This window comes from uncultured Helicobacter sp. (assembly GCF_947367035.1).
Lineage (GTDB): Bacteria > Campylobacterota > Campylobacteria > Campylobacterales > Helicobacteraceae > Helicobacter_D.
This window is the reverse complement of sequence record NZ_CANBCA010000033.1, coordinates 1-16,782: the sequence shown is the minus strand read 5'-3', so window position 1 is coordinate 16,782 and position 16,782 is coordinate 1. Positions and strand designations below refer to the sequence as shown.

The 16,782-nt window shown below is 34.4% G+C and carries 19 protein-coding genes; 14 read left to right on the top strand and 5 right to left on the bottom strand.

The genetic code is table 11. The features are described from left to right. Positions 1-80: 80 nt before the first annotated feature. Genes Q0Y61_RS08670 through Q0Y61_RS08660 form a run of 3 tightly spaced genes read right to left on the bottom strand, consistent with a single transcriptional unit; the run spans position 81 to position 2,131 of the window. Positions 81-977, bottom strand: coding sequence for a LysR substrate-binding domain-containing protein (locus Q0Y61_RS08670; RefSeq protein WP_297814215.1), 897 nt, complete (start codon positions 975-977; stop codon positions 81-83). Positions 978-987: 10 nt separating this feature from the next. After that, positions 988-1,650 (bottom strand): 16S rRNA (guanine(966)-N(2))-methyltransferase RsmD, encoded by a 663-nt coding sequence (rsmD, locus tag Q0Y61_RS08665; RefSeq protein WP_297814214.1) that lies wholly within the window; start codon positions 1,648-1,650, stop codon positions 988-990. Further along, positions 1,643-2,131: a hypothetical protein gene (locus Q0Y61_RS08660; protein ID WP_297814213.1), complete on the bottom strand. Its 489-nt coding sequence runs from the start codon at positions 2,129-2,131 to the stop codon at positions 1,643-1,645. The genes rsmD and Q0Y61_RS08660 overlap by 8 nt, the downstream gene beginning before the upstream one ends. 149 nt (positions 2,132-2,280) lie before the next feature. Here Q0Y61_RS08660 and aroQ point away from each other — a divergent pair, with 149 nt between their 5' ends. The 11 genes from aroQ to ruvX are packed head-to-tail and all read left to right on the top strand — an operon-like array spanning position 2,281 to position 11,408. Continuing rightward, on the top strand, positions 2,281-2,775 hold the full coding sequence (gene aroQ / locus Q0Y61_RS08655; RefSeq protein ID WP_297814212.1) for a type II 3-dehydroquinate dehydratase: 495 nt from the start codon (positions 2,281-2,283) through the stop codon (positions 2,773-2,775). An 18-nt stretch (positions 2,776-2,793) separates the two neighbouring features. Continuing rightward, the gene (locus Q0Y61_RS08650) at positions 2,794-3,837 is read left to right on the top strand and encodes a M24 family metallopeptidase (RefSeq protein ID WP_297814211.1); all 1,044 of its coding nucleotides are present in this window, start codon (positions 2,794-2,796) and stop codon (positions 3,835-3,837) included. A gap of 1 nt (position 3,838) precedes the next feature. Further along, positions 3,839-4,492 carry a 2-amino-4-hydroxy-6-hydroxymethyldihydropteridine diphosphokinase gene (gene folK, locus Q0Y61_RS08645; RefSeq protein WP_297814210.1) on the top strand — a complete coding sequence of 218 codons (654 nt, stop codon included), beginning with the start codon at positions 3,839-3,841 and terminating at the stop codon, positions 4,490-4,492. Further along, positions 4,489-5,937 carry a flagellar biosynthesis protein FlhF gene (gene flhF / locus Q0Y61_RS08640; RefSeq protein ID WP_297814209.1) on the top strand — a complete coding sequence of 483 codons (1,449 nt, stop codon included), beginning with the start codon at positions 4,489-4,491 and terminating at the stop codon, positions 5,935-5,937. Before folK ends, flhF begins: the two co-directional genes overlap by 4 nt. 2 nt (positions 5,938-5,939) lie before the next feature. Then, a complete protein-coding gene (locus Q0Y61_RS08635; protein ID WP_297814208.1) occupies positions 5,940-6,797 on the top strand; it encodes a P-loop NTPase in 858 nt (285 codons plus the stop codon). A gap of 19 nt (positions 6,798-6,816) precedes the next feature. Next, the gene (locus tag Q0Y61_RS08630) at positions 6,817-7,212 is read left to right on the top strand and encodes a hypothetical protein (RefSeq protein ID WP_297814207.1); all 396 of its coding nucleotides are present in this window, start codon (positions 6,817-6,819) and stop codon (positions 7,210-7,212) included. Then, the gene (locus Q0Y61_RS08625; protein ID WP_297814206.1) at positions 7,196-7,900 is read left to right on the top strand and encodes an RNA polymerase sigma factor FliA; all 705 of its coding nucleotides are present in this window, start codon (positions 7,196-7,198) and stop codon (positions 7,898-7,900) included. The genes Q0Y61_RS08630 and Q0Y61_RS08625 overlap by 17 nt, the downstream gene beginning before the upstream one ends. Beyond that, positions 7,893-8,951, top strand: coding sequence for a flagellar motor switch protein FliM (gene fliM, locus Q0Y61_RS08620; RefSeq protein ID WP_297814205.1), 1,059 nt, complete (start codon positions 7,893-7,895; stop codon positions 8,949-8,951). The genes Q0Y61_RS08625 and fliM overlap by 8 nt, the downstream gene beginning before the upstream one ends. 8 nt (positions 8,952-8,959) lie before the next feature. Continuing rightward, positions 8,960-9,805, top strand: coding sequence for a flagellar motor switch protein FliY (gene fliY, locus Q0Y61_RS08615; protein ID WP_297814204.1), 846 nt, complete (start codon positions 8,960-8,962; stop codon positions 9,803-9,805). 7 nt (positions 9,806-9,812) lie between these two features. Further along, the gene (gene hemW / locus Q0Y61_RS08610; protein ID WP_297814203.1) at positions 9,813-10,937 is read left to right on the top strand and encodes a radical SAM family heme chaperone HemW; all 1,125 of its coding nucleotides are present in this window, start codon (positions 9,813-9,815) and stop codon (positions 10,935-10,937) included. 18 nt (positions 10,938-10,955) lie between these two features. Next, positions 10,956-11,408, top strand: coding sequence for a Holliday junction resolvase RuvX (ruvX, locus tag Q0Y61_RS08605; protein WP_297814202.1), 453 nt, complete (start codon positions 10,956-10,958; stop codon positions 11,406-11,408). 190 nt (positions 11,409-11,598) lie between these two features. On the opposite strand, the gene Q0Y61_RS08600 is transcribed toward ruvX, so the two are convergent. Then, positions 11,599-12,993, bottom strand: a complete 1,395-nt coding sequence (locus Q0Y61_RS08600) for a chemotaxis protein CheX (protein WP_297814201.1) — start codon at positions 12,991-12,993, stop codon at positions 11,599-11,601. A gap of 23 nt (positions 12,994-13,016) precedes the next feature. Then, the gene (locus tag Q0Y61_RS08595) at positions 13,017-13,901 is read right to left on the bottom strand and encodes an OmpA family protein (RefSeq protein WP_297814200.1); all 885 of its coding nucleotides are present in this window, start codon (positions 13,899-13,901) and stop codon (positions 13,017-13,019) included. A gap of 131 nt (positions 13,902-14,032) precedes the next feature. Between Q0Y61_RS08595 and Q0Y61_RS08590 the strand changes: the two genes are divergently transcribed. From Q0Y61_RS08590 to Q0Y61_RS08580, 3 genes are all read left to right on the top strand, one after another. After that, on the top strand, positions 14,033-14,791 hold the full coding sequence (locus Q0Y61_RS08590; RefSeq protein WP_297814199.1) for an NAD+ synthase: 759 nt from the start codon (positions 14,033-14,035) through the stop codon (positions 14,789-14,791). 9 nt (positions 14,792-14,800) lie between these two features. After that, positions 14,801-15,931, top strand: a complete 1,131-nt coding sequence (locus Q0Y61_RS08585; RefSeq protein ID WP_297814198.1) for an aminotransferase class I/II-fold pyridoxal phosphate-dependent enzyme — start codon at positions 14,801-14,803, stop codon at positions 15,929-15,931. Further along, positions 15,931-16,782 (top strand): tetraacyldisaccharide 4'-kinase (locus Q0Y61_RS08580; protein WP_297814197.1); only part of this gene is annotated, 852 nt, incomplete at its 3' end. The genes Q0Y61_RS08585 and Q0Y61_RS08580, both read left to right, overlap by 1 nt.

Here is a 16,782-nt window from a genome sequence, read left to right as displayed (position 1 = left end):
AGAGATTAAGTGTTGGGTAATCTTAACTCCTATATACTTAAGATGTTTTTAAAATTTCTTCTTGTAGGAATTTGATAAAACTATAAATGGTAATCCAATACATATTCTTCAAACTTTACTAAGATTTCATTATGTAGCTGGCTTTGACGTTTGAGCGAATAAAAATGGTGTTCTAATGAAAGATTTTTAACTTTAATAGGAAATAAAACCTTATTTTCTAGCTCCTCTTTAATGGCAATTTCAGAAAAAATAGAAAGTGCGCCCTGATAAATTACTAAATTCTTAATAGCTACCGTGCAGTTTAATTCAAGGGATATTGGAATCTCAACTCCTTGTTTTGCCAAAGCATTTAAAAAACATTTGCGTTGCTCTGAACCATACTCACGTAAAATCCAAGTCCTATCTAGCAAATCTTGAATACTCCTTGTGCGTGAGGCTAAAATAAAGTCGTTACTTACTACTATTAAAGAATCTGTATGCAACATTTCACTAATTAACCCTTCGGATTTTGCATATTGCGGAGAAATTTTACCTTCAATAAAAGCTAAATCTACTTTGCCGCTTTTTACCAGATCAAAACACTCTTTTGCATTAGAAGTCTGCAATTTTAATTTGACTTTTTTATATGCTTTAGCAAATTCAAAAATAATTCTGGGCAAAAAGTATTCACTGATTGTATGCGTTGCAACAATATTCAACTCTCCTATAATCTCTTGCGTATTTATGCTTTCTAGATTTTTAAGACTTGCGTAGTAGCCTTGCACTACCTCAAGCCACATTCCTCCTAAAAATAATGCCCTAGAAGTAGGCATTAACTTCTTGCCAATGCGTTCAAATAAACGAACACCTATAAGATTCTCCAAACGTTTAACTATCATTGAAACATTAGGCTGGGTGATAGAGAATCTTTCGGCTGTCTGTGTTGGACTTTTACTTTTTAATAAATCTAAAAATATTTCTAAATCCTTAATTCTCATTATCTTGCCCTTATTCAAAATAACTCAAAGAGCTTTTACCAAATTTCTTGCTCTTTATTAGATTAAAAGCACCAATATTAGAAGGAATCGTAAGTGATGAAATATGTTCTAACACGATTAATTTAAAAAGTTTTTTATCTAAGTTTGCTATCATTTGATAACAATTCTCATAAATATCTTGCATACCTTTGCGCGAGTGAAAAGGTGGATCAATATAACCGATACAAGGATATTTTAAGCCCTGAAGAGCAGGCAAATAATGACAAAAAGTATCACCCAAAATTACCCGATAGCTTTCATCACTTTGGCAAATAGTTTGTAAATTAAGCTTCAAAACCTCATAAGCCGATACATTGCATTCAAAAAATAATGCAAAATACGCCCCACGACTTAGTGCTTCAATTCCGATACTACCGCTTCCAGCAAAAAATTCTATAAAATTTACTCCAAAAATGCTTTGGCTTAGAGTGTTAAAAAGGGATTCTTTTAAAATGGCTTTGGAAGAACGTGTGGTCTCCAAAGAAACCATTTGTAGCTTACGCCCTTTGTAGATTCCTCCTAATACTTTAAGCGTAGATTTAATGGATCTATTAGATGTTGTTGAGGAAGTTTTGACATAAGGCTTGCAATCTTGAAAATTATTATGTTTTAATTTTCGTAAATTTTCAGACATTTTTATCCTTATAATGCTCTAAAACTATACTTTCAATTTCTTGAGCATAACGATGCAGCACCTCTTCTATTTTAGACTTTAGCATAGAATTATTAGAATTAAATTTGTTATCTTGCAATGCTGAAGATTCTATTGTTTTGGGAATATCAAAACTTGCACTTGCAACATTCGCCCTTTTAATGTTATCTTCTTCTAATGGTTCTAAATAAATCCTAGATTCTTCATTTTTTGATTCTTGCATTGCTCTACCTCTCACTTTTCTATCAAAAGCCTCCAACTCTTGTAACAAAAGATCACGCGTAAAAGGAATCTTAAGATTTGCTCCTTCAAAATTGCCAATTAAAAACACCGGCTTTTGCGATTCTACAAATTGAGTTGCTACGACAAAATCACAGAGCTTATAACTTGTAAGATATTCTTTTAAATACATTTCTAAACTGCGATCTAACAACAAAGAATCACAAATAAGTGCGATTTTCATTCTATTCCCTTAGCAAAATAATTTATCAATTATAGCGGAATCTTTACTAAAAATTTAGAATTTTTACTTAAGCTAAGCGCAAAATTCTACATTTTAGAATCTTTTTTGCTATAATTTAAAATTTTTAAAAGGACAAATAAGGAGCAACAATGAAAGCAATGGTAATTCAAGGTCCTAATCTTAATATGCTAGGAATCCGAGACCCGCGTATTTATGGAGCAGCCAAGCTTGAAACGATTCATCAAAATATTCAACAACACGCCAAACAAATGGGTGTAGAAGTAGATTTTTTTCAAAGTAACTTTGAAGGTGAAATTGTAGATAAAATCCAAGAATGCTTAGGACAATATGATGGAATCATCATCAATCCTGCCGCTTATTCACATACATCTGTTGCCATTCGCGACGCAATTTCTGCTGTGAATTTACCAACGATTGAAGTGCATATTAGCAATATTCACGCGAGAGAAGATTTCCGACATAAAAGCTTAACTGCGGCAGTTTGTGCAGGCGTCATTGCAGGATTTGGTCCAATGGGTTATCATCTTGCATTACAAGGGTTAGTTCAAATTCTAACAGAGTTAAATGCTATCAAAGAAGCACGCAAACAAGCTGCCACTCAAAACGCACAATCACAACAATAAATATTTTAAGGAGGGCGAATGGAAAACTTTATTATCAAAGATGAAAATGCCCTTTACTTTGAAGTAGGTTATAGTTGCGATAATGCTTTATTTTTAGCTTATGGAAAACAAGGCTATTTCATTACGGACGGGCGCTATGCCACTGAAGCGAAAGAAAACATAAAACAAGAAAAGTTTTCAGTAGAGATTCTTGTTTCAAGTGATTTAATTCGCACTGCACGCACAATTTTAAAAAAATATGAAAAATCTATATTTCATTTTAATCCACAAGAATTTTCAGTTTTTACTTTTGAAAAGCTCAAGAGCAATCTTAAAATAACTTTCATTCCTAAACCAAATTTTCATCAAGAAAAACGTATGATTAAGACTCCAAGAGAAATTGCACTCTTGCACGATTCTCAAAAATTAAATTTCAAGGCGTTCGCAAAATTTGCCAAGTTTCTTAGTAAAAAAGGTGAAAATTGTCTTGAATCGTATTTACACTTTAAATCACAAAGTTTTTTAACTAAAAAGGGGATTTTTGATTTAAGCTTTAATCCCATTGTAGGAATTAACAAAAATGCGGCGAAACCTCACGCTTTACCCTCTAAAGATAAATTGCAAAAAGGTGATTTACTACTTTTTGATGCAGGTTTAAAATATAATCGCTATTGCTCTGATATGACACGCACAGGATATTTTGGTAAAGATGGAATCCAATTCTCTAAAGAACAAAAATTTGCAAATACCCAATTACAAAAAATCTATGATATTGTGCTAAAAGCGCAAGAATGCGCAATTAAAGGTGCAAAGCCCGGAATGAGTGCTAACGAAGTTGATGCGTTGGCACGCGGAGTGATTGAAAAAGCGGGATTTGGCAAATATTTCGTGCATTCCACAGGACACGGAATCGGGCTTGACATTCACGAATTACCAATCATTTCACCAAAATCGCAGACAATCTTGCAAGAGGGAATGGTATTTTCTATTGAACCTGGAATCTACATCCCTAATCATTACGGAGTCCGTATTGAGGATTTGGTTGTTTTAGAAAAAAATGGTGCGCGAGTGCTTGGAATCTAAGATGGAACCCCTTATATCAAACAATACCCTATTAAATAGTAAAAAATCTCCTTGTATCAAAAGGAGAATCCAAAAAAGCTCACACTATTTTGGAATTAAAACCTACCGACTAATCAAAATTAGCGCTGATATGACGCGTCTTGACTATGCAATTCCTTTAAAAGCAGAATCTTTTACATTATCTAAAATTCCACGATTCTGCTTTGTGCGTCCTCCCAATCCTTATTACGCATTTAAGGCATATAAAAAACTTAAGAATTATGCCATTTTAGGAATTGGCGCAAATTGTGGAGAATGTTTAGTAACATTTCACAAACTTTTCAAAAGGTTAAAAAATAAAAATGTTATAATTTCTATTTCGTCCATCTTAAAAAATCCAGCTTTTGGCTATACTGCACAAGCAGATTTTTATAATGCAATTTTATGGATAAAAACCAAGCTTGGCTATGTGGAGTTTTGGAGTTTATGCGCCTATTTAGAGCGCATTTTTGGAAGAAAACGTAAGCGTCCCTTTAAAAACGCTCCACGCACTTTAGACATTGATATTATCGGCTTTAAAAATCAATGCTTAAAATTAAAACATTTACAAATTCCGCATATTGCGTGGTTTGAAAGACCGAGCGTTAGGATTCCATTATTAGAGAGGAAAGTATGAAACTATTTACTTATGCAGGGGAAAGTTCCACCTTAGCACTAGCACAAGCCAAAAAAGAGCTTGGTGATGAATTTTCTATCATCTCACAAAAAAAGCTAAGTGATGGGACATACGAAATTTCTGTGGCTATCAGCGAAGAGGATTTAAAAGAAGCCAAAACAAAAGCTGAACAAGAAAAACAAAAAAATGATAGTTTGGTTACAAAAAATAACAATATTGCTGACCGCTTAGAACTGATTGCACAAAAAGAGATTGAGCGCAAACGCATTGCGCAAAACTTACAAAATACACTTCCAGAAGATGTCTCCTTGCAACTATCTGACGCCGTGCGCCAAATCTCACAAATTGCGGGTGTTGCTTCCAAAATTCCTCCAAAATCTCCCTATCCTAAGCCTTTAACCCAAGCGACCAAAGAATCTGATTCTGCCAAAAATTTAGACGCGGAAAAGAATGAAAAGGCAAAGAAATCGCAAAACAATAAAGAATCCCAAACTGAAAATAAAAAGAAAGATTCCTCCCTTTCCGAAATTAATGACTTGCGTTTAATTCGTGGTGAGATTGATAGATTAAATGATAAATTAAAACTAATTCAAAATATGTTTTGGGAAGAGCGAGGACCAAAACGAGATGGATTGATTATCCCGCACGAGTTTGCAGAAATTTACAGAATCACTAAAGCAAGTGGTATGGCGAAAGAACATTTAGAAAAAATTATGCAATTAACCTTAGAATTGATGCCAATTAAAATGCGCGAAAACTCTGTCCTTATTAAACGTTACTTTAGAGAAGTTTTGCGCAAAATGGTTTATGCAAGAGCAGAGAATTTAAGTAGTAATTCTAAAAACATTATGATGCTTGTTGGTCCCACAGGAGTGGGAAAAACAACAACTCTAGCAAAGCTTGCTGCACGCTATTCTAGACTTTTGAACAAAAATTACAAAGTTGGAATCATCACACTAGATACTTATAGAATCGGTGCGGTAGATCAACTAATGTTTTATGCCAAAAAAATGAAATTAAGCATTGACACGGTAGTAGATACAGAGGAATTTGTCAATGCTTTGGATTCTTTAAAATATTGCGATTATATTCTCATTGACACAGTGGGTAGCTCTCAACACGACAGGGCAAAATTAGAATCCTTAAAAAGTTTTGTCAATGCAGACCCAAACACCAAAATTGATGTAAGCTTGGTAATGAGTGCTACTACAAAATATGAAGATTTAAAGGATATTTATCATACATTTTCTACATTGGGCATTGATACTTTACTTTTTACCAAACTAGATGAAACGCATAGTTATGGCAATATTTTCTCTCTAATTTATGAGACAAAAAAACCTGTAAGCTATTTTTCGGTTGGACAAGAGGTGCCAAACGATTTAAATGTCGCGACAAGTGATTTTCTCATTGATTGTTTGCTTGATGGCTTAATTAAAGGCTGATTATGAAAAACCAAGCGGCAAATTTAGAATTATTACTAGAATCGCCAAAAACCTCCAATACAAAATTCATCACTATCACGAGCGGAAAAGGAGGAGTTGGAAAATCCACCTTTAGCGCTAATCTTGCCTATAAACTTTGGCAATTAGGTTTTAAAGTTGGAATTTTTGATGCGGATATTGGGTTGGCAAATTTGGATATTATGTTTGGTGTGCGTTGTGAAAAGAATCTTTTACACGTGTTAAAAAACCAAGCCAAACTTAAGGACATCATTATCCCAATAGAACGCAATTTATATCTTATTCCGGGAGACTCTGGCACAGATATTTTCCGTTATAAAAGTGAATTTATGTTTGAAACACTGATTGAGGATTCCGCATTTTTGGATAATTTAGATTTTGTTATTATTGATACAGGTGCGGGTATTGGAGAATATACACAAACATTTTTAAAAAATAGTGATGAAGTGATTGTGCTGACGATTCCAGACCCTGCTGCTATCACAGATGCTTATGCAACCATTAAACTAGCTGCAAATTTTAAAGAACGTATTTTTATGTTGATTAATATGACAAAAAATAGTTCGGAAGCTCAAATGATATTTCAAAAGGTGCAAAAAATCGCGCAAACCAATATCAGCAACATCAAACTTGAATTAATCGGGGAGCTTACCAAAACAACTCTCATTAATTATTATAGTAAAAATCGTGGAATCTTTGTCAAAGAAGAGCCAAACTCTACACCTTCTTCAGAAATTGAAGACATTGCACGTAAGTTAGCTAAAAAATTGGAACGGAATGTGCTAGTGCAAGAAGATAAACGATTTGGTAGATTCTTAAAAAAGATTTTAGGTCATTTTTAAGAAATGTTAAGGAAGTAAAATGTCTTTAAAAATGGATAATTTTTTAAGTTTTGCGATTGTAAATGGATTTTTTATCGGACTCTTATTATCCTTTTTGAAATTTGATGAACCTGAAATGATTGTAACAGGGACACTTGTTTCTACAATTGGATTTTATCTGATTACTTTGGTTAGCGTTTCATTATTTGTGAAGTTTTTAGGCAATCAAGAGCATACCATTAAAAGACCAGCCTATAATGATTTGCTAGAAGAATACATTGAAGAGTTTGATAAACGAGAAAAAATTACTAATAAGATTCGTGGATTCTTGCGCACGATGGAGAAAACAATGCGTGAAGACGAAGAGGAGGAAGCACGAACAACAAAGAATAAGAAACCCGAAGCAGAAAAGAACGCCTATGTTGATGACTTCTAATGGCTATCAAAATGCGCTCAAATATTCTCAAGATTCTCTAGCATTAGACTATCTACCCGCATTAAAAGCAATGGCATTTCGTCTAAAAGAGCGTTTGCCTGCTAATGTAGATTTTGCGGATTTAATATCCATTGGCACAGAGGAGCTTATTAAACTAGCACGTAAATATGATAGTAATGTGAGTGATTCGTTTTGGGGATATGCAAAACCTCGTGTGCAAGGAGCAATGATAGATTACTTGCGTAGCTTAGATAGCATTTCACGTCAAATGCGCACGCTTATTAAGCGCATTGATAAAGCAATTGCAAATTACTACAATGAGCATCAAGAAGAACCAGACAATGCCTACTTAAGCAAACTTTTAGGAGAAGAAGAGGAAAAAATCAAAGAGGCAAGAATTGCAAGTGAAATCTATGGGGTTATGCCCTTAGATGACCAATTAGGTTTAGGAAGCGAAGAAACATTAGAACGTATAGAAAAAGAAGAGTTAGTCGAAATCATAGAGCAGATTTTAGAACAAGCTACACAAAATGAGCAACTTGTAATTCAGCTTTATTATTTTGAAGAATTGAATTTTAAAGAAATCAGTGAAGTGATGGAGATTACAGAATCAAGGGTTTCTCAACTCCATAAAGCTGTGATTCGTAAGATTCGTCAATACCTTGAAGAAAGGGGGTTAAATGGCTGATATACTAAGTCAAGAAGAAATTGATGCGCTACTAGATGTCGTAGATGATGGTTCAGAACCTGAAATGGTGGAAAAACCAACTAATGTTGTCCAACAACACCAAATTACACTTTATGATTTCAAGCGTCCAAATCGTGTCAGTAAAGAACAATTACGTGCTTTTCGTGGAATCCACGATAAAATGGCGCGTTCTTTATCCTCTCAAATCTCTGCTATTATGCGTTCCATTGTAGAAATACAGCTTCATAGTGTGGATCAAATGACTTATGGAGAATTCCTAATGAGCTTGCCAAGTCCTACAAGCTTTAATGTTTTTTCTATGAAACCTTTAGATGGCACAGGGGTTTTAGAAATCAATCCAAGTATTGCATTCCCAATGATTGATAGGCTATTAGGAGGCAAAGGGGACCCTTACGAATCTACACGTGAATTTAGTGATATTGAACTAAACTTACTTGATACAATTTTACGCCAAATGATGCAAAATCTTAAAGAAGCTTGGGGACCCGTTACAGAGATTTTCCCAACAGTAGATGTCAAAGAATCTAGTCCTAATGTCGTGCAAATCGTTGCCCAAAATGAAATTGTTATTATGGTGGTTATGGAGATAATTATTGGGCATAGTAGTGGAATGATGAATCTCTGCTATCCTGTTATTTCACTAGAATCTGTGCTTTCGCGTCTAGCAAGTCGTGATATTATGCTTAGCGAAACAAGCTCTAAAAAATCACGAAATAAAGAACTGCAAGCCCTTTTAGGTGGAGCAAAAGTTAATGTCGCTGCAATGCTTGGCGAAACAAAATTAAATATGCACGAAATACTAGATTTAGAAATAGGCGATATCGTCCGACTTGACCGTCCAGCAGATGATACGGTAATTATTAATGTAGATGGACGCGAAAAATTCCTTGCTAGTATCGGTTTGCACCGCTATCGTAAAACAATTGAAGTAAAAGAAATGATAAAAACAGAAAAAGACCAAGTAAAAGAAATCCTAGAAATGCTTGAAGCACAACGCAAATCCAGAGCCAATGAAATTGAAGAAGATTAGGAGTAAATATGCTAAATGATTTTTTGAAACTCATTATCCAAGAAACAGGGGCAACCATTGAGGGTTTGCTTGGACAAGCACCAGAAGTAAGCCATATTGAAGCACAAGATGGAAAAAGTGATTCCATCAAACCTCCAATGGCAAAAATTGACATTAGCACAGAAGATGGTGCAGCACTTGCACTTTTCATTTCACCCAAAGTTGCAACTGCACTTGCAGATATGATGCTAGGAGGAGAGGGAGAGAGCAAAGATGCAATGGAAGCTGATGATTTAGATGCCACAAAAGAAATTGCTTCAAATATCTTTGGAGCTATCTCTACTTCGCTTGGAGGACAAAAAGAATTACCCAAACTTGGTTTTACTCTTAATAATATCAATTTTTTAGCCGATGGAGATTTAGGACTTTCTCAATTTAATGGATTCTACACTTTTGCTTTTCATATCGGTTCCATACAAGATTATTTATATTTTGCCTTTTCTAGTGCATTTGAAAAGCATTTTAATCCTGCGACACAAGAGGCGCCAGCCACAGAATCTAGTGGAGCTGGAAATGCAGCGACTCCAACAAAGGTGGAGCTCAATAGTTCTGAAATGAAAAATATGGCAATGCTCTTGGATGTGCGTTTGCAAGTCAAAGTCCGAATCGGACAAAAAAAAATGCTTTTAAAAGATGTTATTGCGATGGATATTGGAAGCGTTGTAGAGTTAAATCAACTTGCTAATGATCCTTTAGAAGTGCTAGTAGATGACAAAGTGATTGCCAAAGGGGAAGTCATAATCGTAGATGGAAACTTCGGTATCCAAATCACTGAAATTGCACCCAAAAAAGACAGAATAGAGCAACTTTTATAATCACTAAATGACGGAATCACAAAAATCTCTTGAAATTTCTCTTTATCTGCATATTCCTTTTTGTGATAGTAAATGCGGATATTGTGCTTTTAACTCTGAAGTCAATAAAAATCATTTAAAAATATTATATATGACGACCTTAGCAAAATACATTTCCCATAAATTCAAAGAAATTCTAAAAAATACTCAACACAAACAACTTAAAATCACTTCAGTTTATATTGGTGGTGGAACCCCAAGCGTCATACAACCTCATCTTTATGAATCAATATTTGCAGAATTTATGCCTCTATTAAAACCACAAGCAGAAATTAGCATTGAAGCAAATCCCGATTCTTTAACCTTAGAATGGTTAAGCACACTTAAAAGCTTAGGTGTCAATCGCTTAAGCTTAGGAGTACAAAGTTTCGAGAGTAAAAAACTTGCCTTTTTAGAACGGAATCACAACATAGAATCTACCTATAATGCGATTGAAATAGCATTAAAAGTCGGATTAGATAATCTTAATATTGATTTAATCTATGGCACACCTTTTTGCAATAGAAAACTTTTAGAATACGAATTAGAAGTTGCTTGCTCCCTACCTCTTAGCCATATTTCAGCGTATCATCTGAGCCTAGATGAAGGAAGTCGGCTCTACCACAAGTATAAAAAAAATCCTAATGGATTCTTTATATTAAATCCTAGTGAAGAGTTTGAGGACTTCTTGAGTATTGGTCATTTTGTTAGCCATTATCTAAAAAAAGCTGGATTTTGGCAATACGAAGTAAGTAATTACACCAAAGCGAAGCCCTCTTATCACAATCTTAGATATTGGGAGGGTAAAGAATATTTGGGAATTGGAGCAGGTGCAGTTGGCTATACTGAAGGTACGCGCACGACAATGCCAAAAAATATTGAAAGATTCTTAAGTAGTTTTAATGAAGAAAAAGAAATTTTAACCCCACATAATCAACTCTTAGAACATTTGTTTTTGGGATTCCGCTCTTGTGTAGGCGTAGAGGCAAAAAGAATCCCAAATATCCGTAATCTTGGAATTTTACTAAATGAAAACAAAGTAGAAAGAGAGAAAGAGAGAATCTATGCGAAAGACTATTTTCTAGGTGATGAGATTGCCTTATTTGTGAGCTAAGCAGGAAAGAAATTGACAATGCGCATAATATTAGCTTTAGACATAGGATTAAAGAGGATTGGAGTGGCAAAAGCAATCCAAAATATTCCTCTGCCACTTCCTCCAATTTTTCGCAAAAATCGCAATCAAGCAGCAAAAGAAATCAGTCAGCTTATCTTGGAATCTCAAGCAAGTGTGCTAGTCGTTGGAATCCCTTTTGAAAATGATTCTTCCTCTAGCGATAATCCTATCTTGGCAATGCAACGTAGAATTAGACATTTTGTCAGCCTGCTTGCACTTCCATCTCATCTTGAAATTATCTTTTTAGACGAAAGCTTTAGCTCTTTTGAAGCAATGAAAAGACTAGAAACCAAAAAAGATCGCAAAAAAGCACATAGTAAAGATGGCAGTTTAGATTCTCTTGCAGCGATGATTTTACTAGAGCGATACTTACAGAGTGAAAATCTAGTAAGCCAGATTCCAAAGAGCTAGAATCCCGATAATACTACAAATTTCAAGAAGATTGAATGCAACTAATAGCCCACAATAACTAACTCATTCAAGAATAGCTAAACTTACAAATCACATATTTAGAAAAAGAATTTGTATTAGCTTTCTAATATGGAAAAGTATAAGAGGGGGAAAATTGATTGGAAATAAGAATGAAAAACTAAGATAAAAATTAATGTGCTAGAAATAAAACTAAAGACTTATCATTTAGGAGTAAATTAATTTGAACGCCTTGCTTTCCTGTTAGCATTTTTTCAATTTCTTCTTCATTTTTGAAAGATTTTGGTAATGAGATTCCAATAGAAACACCATTTTCTGCAAGGACTGCTTTAGAGCGACCCGCAATAATATTAGTAAATTCCGAAATCACATCTAGCAACTCCTCATCACTTTGTGATTCTTCACCCAAAAGCATCATACTCGCTTCTTTGACAATAGCCTTGCTAAAACACAAAGCTACGATTCCATTCACATCACCCTCAAAGGTAATCATTGCCGCCATAATATCCGTTTGATTACTCTTATTATATTTGGTTACTTTATAATCTGTGCGCCTTGCTTCACCACCTGTTAAAGAAGAAAGAGTTTCTATCGCCGCATTTACAAAGACCGGTAATTGTGCGACCAAATGCTTGGTCAAACCTTGATTCTTTTGTTTTGAAATCTGATGCGCTTTGGCAAACTCTTTAATTTTTACATCATTTTTACATTTATCTACATTGTCAAAAAACAAAATATTACTACGTGCACAAAGCTCTTGTTTATTCTGATCTAAAGGAACTTTCAATCCACAAATTGCAATGTATGCTTCAAATTTTGCATTATTGAGTGCCAAAGACATAATAAAATCAATCACAGCCAAATTAAAGTCTTTTGTATCGCTTGCATCAAAAATAAAAACTCTATATCCCTCCCTTAAACGCGCATTATGTGCTTGAATGTTAAAGAAGAGCGAAATATTCTTATCTGCTTTTTTATAAAGCGTATAAGTTACAATTCCGTTATTAATCGTAATAGGGATAAAATTATTCGTTATATCAAAATATATATCATACAGATAAATTGCCTTATCTGAATACTGACGACGTTTATCCATAAACTCTTCACCGCTATTGACGCATATAACTTCATATCCTTTAGCAGCAAGCTCACGAGAAATTAACGTTTGCATCATACCATCAACATCATAATAAATGATATTTTGATTTAATGGGGGAATTTTTAATCCAAGTAAAAGATTTGCCATATGTTCTGTGCGAAAAAGTGGCAAACTCTTATTTGGAAAAAGAGATTTTAGCTTAGGAAATTGTGTATCATTATAACCTATAAATGCTACTACAATGCTAACTTTATTTTGCATTGCAAGCAAAGCCTTAGCAACAAGTATAGTAGCACCTTCATCAAACTGCGTAATATGCTCAAACGAAAAATAAACTGCTTTTAGAGCAAGAGAGCGAATCGTTGCACTATTAGAAATAAGCACTCCACAAATTTCTTTCGCCTCTTTCATTTCTAAGCACACATCTGGTGCATAAATTGCAATATCGTGTTTGATAATAGGTCTCAACCACCAGCCCTTAAACCTAAACTTTATTTATTATAGACTTCTGCTTCTACCCTTCTATTTTTCTGTCTGCCTTCTTTTGTAGCATTATCTGCAATAGGTCTTGTCTCACCATAACCTTTAGCTTCTAATCTTTCTGGGGCAATTCCTTCTTCTATAATTTTATCTTTAACTGCTGTTGCACGGCGTTCAGATAAACTTTGATTATAATTTGGATTCCCTGTAGAATCTGTATGTCCATTAATAATTGCTGTTTGATCTGGATTTTGTTTCATATATTCTGCAAAATCTGCAATTTCTGCATTATATTCAGGTGAAACATTTGTTGAATCAAATGGGAACTGAACAGAGAATGTATGGATATGAGATAATCCTGGTGTTGGTGCTGACTCCTCTTGTGAATAAGTTCCAAATGGAATACTAAAACCAACCATTGCAACCACATCACTACGTCCATCAAAACTAGCTAAATGGCGAATCTCTGTTTTTAAGTGGAGATATTCTGCAACTTCGTGACGTAACCCCACACCATATTGTCCGAAGAAGTCACTATCCATATTCTGGAAGTTATTAGTTAAATCCTCATAACCAAAACCTCCCAAAATATAAAGGGAAGTCTTATCCCATACATCAAACTCTTTAACAAGATTCACATAGTAACGATTAATATCCGTAGATTGTCCTCTTTGACTACCTTTTGCGTTATCTGCGCGATCGTAACCAATCTCTGTAAGCACACTTGGCGCAACACGACTAGCAAACTTCAAACCATAGCTCAAATCTGCACTATTTTTGTAACGGTCATTGTCAATATGGAAAGTGCCGCCAACTTGCGGAGTAATTTCAAACAAATTATTAGCTGCAAAAAGTGAGCCACTTAATACGAGTGAAAGTGCAAGAATTTTTTTCATAATTTTCTCCTCTGATGATATAAAACCCTAATTATATCTAAAAAATTAGATATAATATGGGTTTTAGTGAAATTTTTATATTTAATTTTAAATTCAAGGTAAAATTTATCCAAATAAAAGGCTATTTGAGAATGAAAGATTTTGAAAAAATTAAACAAAATCTTGTCCAATTCATTGCAACAAGAGTTCAAATAAAAGGTTTTAAATCTGTTGTATTTGGATTAAGTGGTGGGATTGATTCAGCAGTAGTTGCGCGCCTGTGCCAACTTGCTTTTCCTAAAAACCATCAAGCTCTCTTAATGCCCTCCAAACAATCCTCTAAAACAAACTTAACTGATGCTTTAGAATTTTGTCAAATATTTGGCATCTCTCATCAAATCTTTTCTTTAAATCAACCCCAAAGTGCTTTTGAAAATATTTTGCAAGGATTAGATTCTACACCTTTACGATTAGGAAATCTTTGCGCTAGATTGCGAATGATTTATCTCTATGATTATGCTTTTGCTAACAATGCCTTGGTAATTGGCGCAAGCAATAAAAGTGAAATTTCACTTGGTTATGGCACGATTTTTGGCGATTTAGCTTGCGCAATTAATCCAATTGGCAACCTTTATAAAACAGAGATTTACGAACTAGCACGTGTTTTAGAAATTCCAAAAAACATCATAGAAAAAGCACCAAGTGCTGATTTATACGAAGGGCAAAGCGATGAAAAAGAGCTAGGATTTTCTTACGCAATCTTAGATAGAATTATGTTACTATTAGAAAAGGGTGCAAGTGAAAATGAAATCTTGCAACAAGAATTACCAAAAGAAGGATTAAAATTAGTCCAAGATAGAATTGCGCGTTTTGAATTCAAACGCAAGATGCCAGAAATTGCTCAAATTTAAGGAAAAATTATGCGAAATATTCCCTATTTTATCCCAGACATTACTGAAACGGAAAAAGAAGCAATTTTGGGCGTTTTAGAAAATCCGAGCCATAATATTGTATTAGAACTTGAAAAAGAATTTAAAAAATATATTGGGGTAAAATATGCTATTTCAGCAGTTAGTGGAACAGCTGCTTTCCATTTATGCCTTTTCGCTATGGATTTAAAACGTGGGGATAAAATCTTATGCCCTGTGAATTGCCACCCCAGCTTTCCAGAAATGATTCGTCATTTTGACGCAGAGCCTATATTTATAGATATTGAAGAAGACACCTTTTTGATTTCCTTACAAAAATGCAAAGAAACCTTAGAAAAAATTGGTAGTAGAAAACTCCGTGCTATTATTATAAGCCATGTTGCTGGGCAATCTTGTGAAATGGAGCCTTTCTATCAACTAGCAAAACATTATAATATTAAAATTATTGAGGACGCCACAATGGCATTAGGCTTAACTCAAAATGGCTCAAAAATAGGTTCTCATCGCAGTTTTGCAAGTATTTTTAGTATTGTGTTAGATTCTGCAAATCCTGTTGCACAAGCAGGTATGCTCACAACACAAGATGACAAACTTGCTTCACAAGCAATACTTCTGCGCTATCACGGAATCGTAAGTGAAAAAATCACTAGCACGCGTCCCCAATATCTCTATGATGTAGTAGGTATTGGTAACAAATACAACATTAGCTTTCTTGATACTGCACTCTGTCTAAGCCAGCTTAAACGCATTGATTACATCATTAAAAAGCGTCAAGAAATTGCAAAATATTATATAAAAACCCTATCCGATGCCCCACATCTTTTTATGCCAAGCGTTCAATCTGAACATATCTTTTTTCATTTCATTATTAAAGTGGATAAAAATCGCGACCATTTCGCGCGTGAATTAAAAGTTTGTGGAATAGAAACTGCACTGCATTTCGTGCCATTACATCTATTAAGCTACTACAAATACAAATACAAATACAAAATCGGTGATTTCCCCGTTTCACTTAAGAATTATCAACAAATTTTAAGCTTGCCAATTTATAGTGCTATGCAAAAAGAAGATATTGATTATGTTTGCAAACAAGTTTTGCGTCTTGCAAATGAGCGTGTCTAATGCGTGGTATTGAGCAATATTTTTTTGCACCTAATGCACGACAAAAACTTTTTGCTTTTTGTCTATTGCCTTTTAGTTTTATTTATTGCTTCATTGCAACTTTAAAGCGAAAGTTGGCACATTTTTATGACTTTAAGATTCCAATTATTAGTGTTGGAAATCTTGTTTTAGGAGGAAGTGGCAAATCACCCTTTATCTTAGAAATCACTAAGGATTATCCAGAATCTTGTGTAATTTTACGTGGTTTTGGGCGCAAAAGTAAGGGATTAAAGGTCATTAGCATTCAGGGCAATCTTCAAGCTAATGTGCAAATCGCAGGTGATGAAGCAATAATGTTAGCTAAAAACCTAAAAAACGCAAGTGTGATTGTCAGTGAGAATCGTAAAAATGCTATTTTAAAAGCTAAAGAATTAGGAGCTAAAGTCATTTTCCTAGATGATGGATTCCGTTTCAATTTTAAAAAACTCAACATCTTACTTCAGCCCAAACTTGAACCCTATTTTGACTTTTGCATTCCAAGTGGTGGATACCGCGAACATAAAAGTGCGTATAAAGAAGCGGATATTTTAGCAAAAGAGGGTATAGACTATGAACGCAAAATCCAATTACTCCAGCCCACGAAAAGAATGTTACTTCTTACCGCAATTGCAAATCCTTCACGTTTAGAATCTTACTTACCTGATGTGGTGGGTAAAATTATATTAAAAGACCATTCATTTTTTGATAAAACTAAAATATTAGAAGAATATAAGCGTCTAGGTGCTACCTCTTTGCTCGTTACACAAAAAGATGCAACAAAGCTAGAAGAATTTGGTTTGCCACTTTCTATATTGCACCTAGAAATTCTGATT

Coding starts and splice junctions, on each gene's coding strand:
- Q0Y61_RS08670 (WP_297814215.1), bottom strand. CDS start 977: ATGAGAATTAAGGATTTAGAAATATTTTTAGATTTATTAAAAAGTAAA.
- rsmD (WP_297814214.1), bottom strand. CDS start 1,650: ATGTCTGAAAATTTACGAAAATTAAAACATAATAATTTTCAAGATTGC.
- Q0Y61_RS08660 (WP_297814213.1), bottom strand. CDS start 2,131: ATGAAAATCGCACTTATTTGTGATTCTTTGTTGTTAGATCGCAGTTTA.
- aroQ (WP_297814212.1), top strand. CDS start 2,281: ATGAAAGCAATGGTAATTCAAGGTCCTAATCTTAATATGCTAGGAATC.
- Q0Y61_RS08650 (WP_297814211.1), top strand. CDS start 2,794: ATGGAAAACTTTATTATCAAAGATGAAAATGCCCTTTACTTTGAAGTA.
- folK (WP_297814210.1), top strand. CDS start 3,839: ATGGAACCCCTTATATCAAACAATACCCTATTAAATAGTAAAAAATCT.
- flhF (WP_297814209.1), top strand. CDS start 4,489: ATGAAACTATTTACTTATGCAGGGGAAAGTTCCACCTTAGCACTAGCA.
- Q0Y61_RS08635 (WP_297814208.1), top strand. CDS start 5,940: ATGAAAAACCAAGCGGCAAATTTAGAATTATTACTAGAATCGCCAAAA.
- Q0Y61_RS08630 (WP_297814207.1), top strand. CDS start 6,817: ATGTCTTTAAAAATGGATAATTTTTTAAGTTTTGCGATTGTAAATGGA.
- Q0Y61_RS08625 (WP_297814206.1), top strand. CDS start 7,196: ATGTTGATGACTTCTAATGGCTATCAAAATGCGCTCAAATATTCTCAA.
- fliM (WP_297814205.1), top strand. CDS start 7,893: ATGGCTGATATACTAAGTCAAGAAGAAATTGATGCGCTACTAGATGTC.
- fliY (WP_297814204.1), top strand. CDS start 8,960: ATGCTAAATGATTTTTTGAAACTCATTATCCAAGAAACAGGGGCAACC.
- hemW (WP_297814203.1), top strand. CDS start 9,813: ATGACGGAATCACAAAAATCTCTTGAAATTTCTCTTTATCTGCATATT.
- ruvX (WP_297814202.1), top strand. CDS start 10,956: ATGCGCATAATATTAGCTTTAGACATAGGATTAAAGAGGATTGGAGTG.
- Q0Y61_RS08595 (WP_297814200.1), bottom strand. CDS start 13,901: ATGAAAAAAATTCTTGCACTTTCACTCGTATTAAGTGGCTCACTTTTT.
- Q0Y61_RS08590 (WP_297814199.1), top strand. CDS start 14,033: ATGAAAGATTTTGAAAAAATTAAACAAAATCTTGTCCAATTCATTGCA.
- Q0Y61_RS08585 (WP_297814198.1), top strand. CDS start 14,801: ATGCGAAATATTCCCTATTTTATCCCAGACATTACTGAAACGGAAAAA.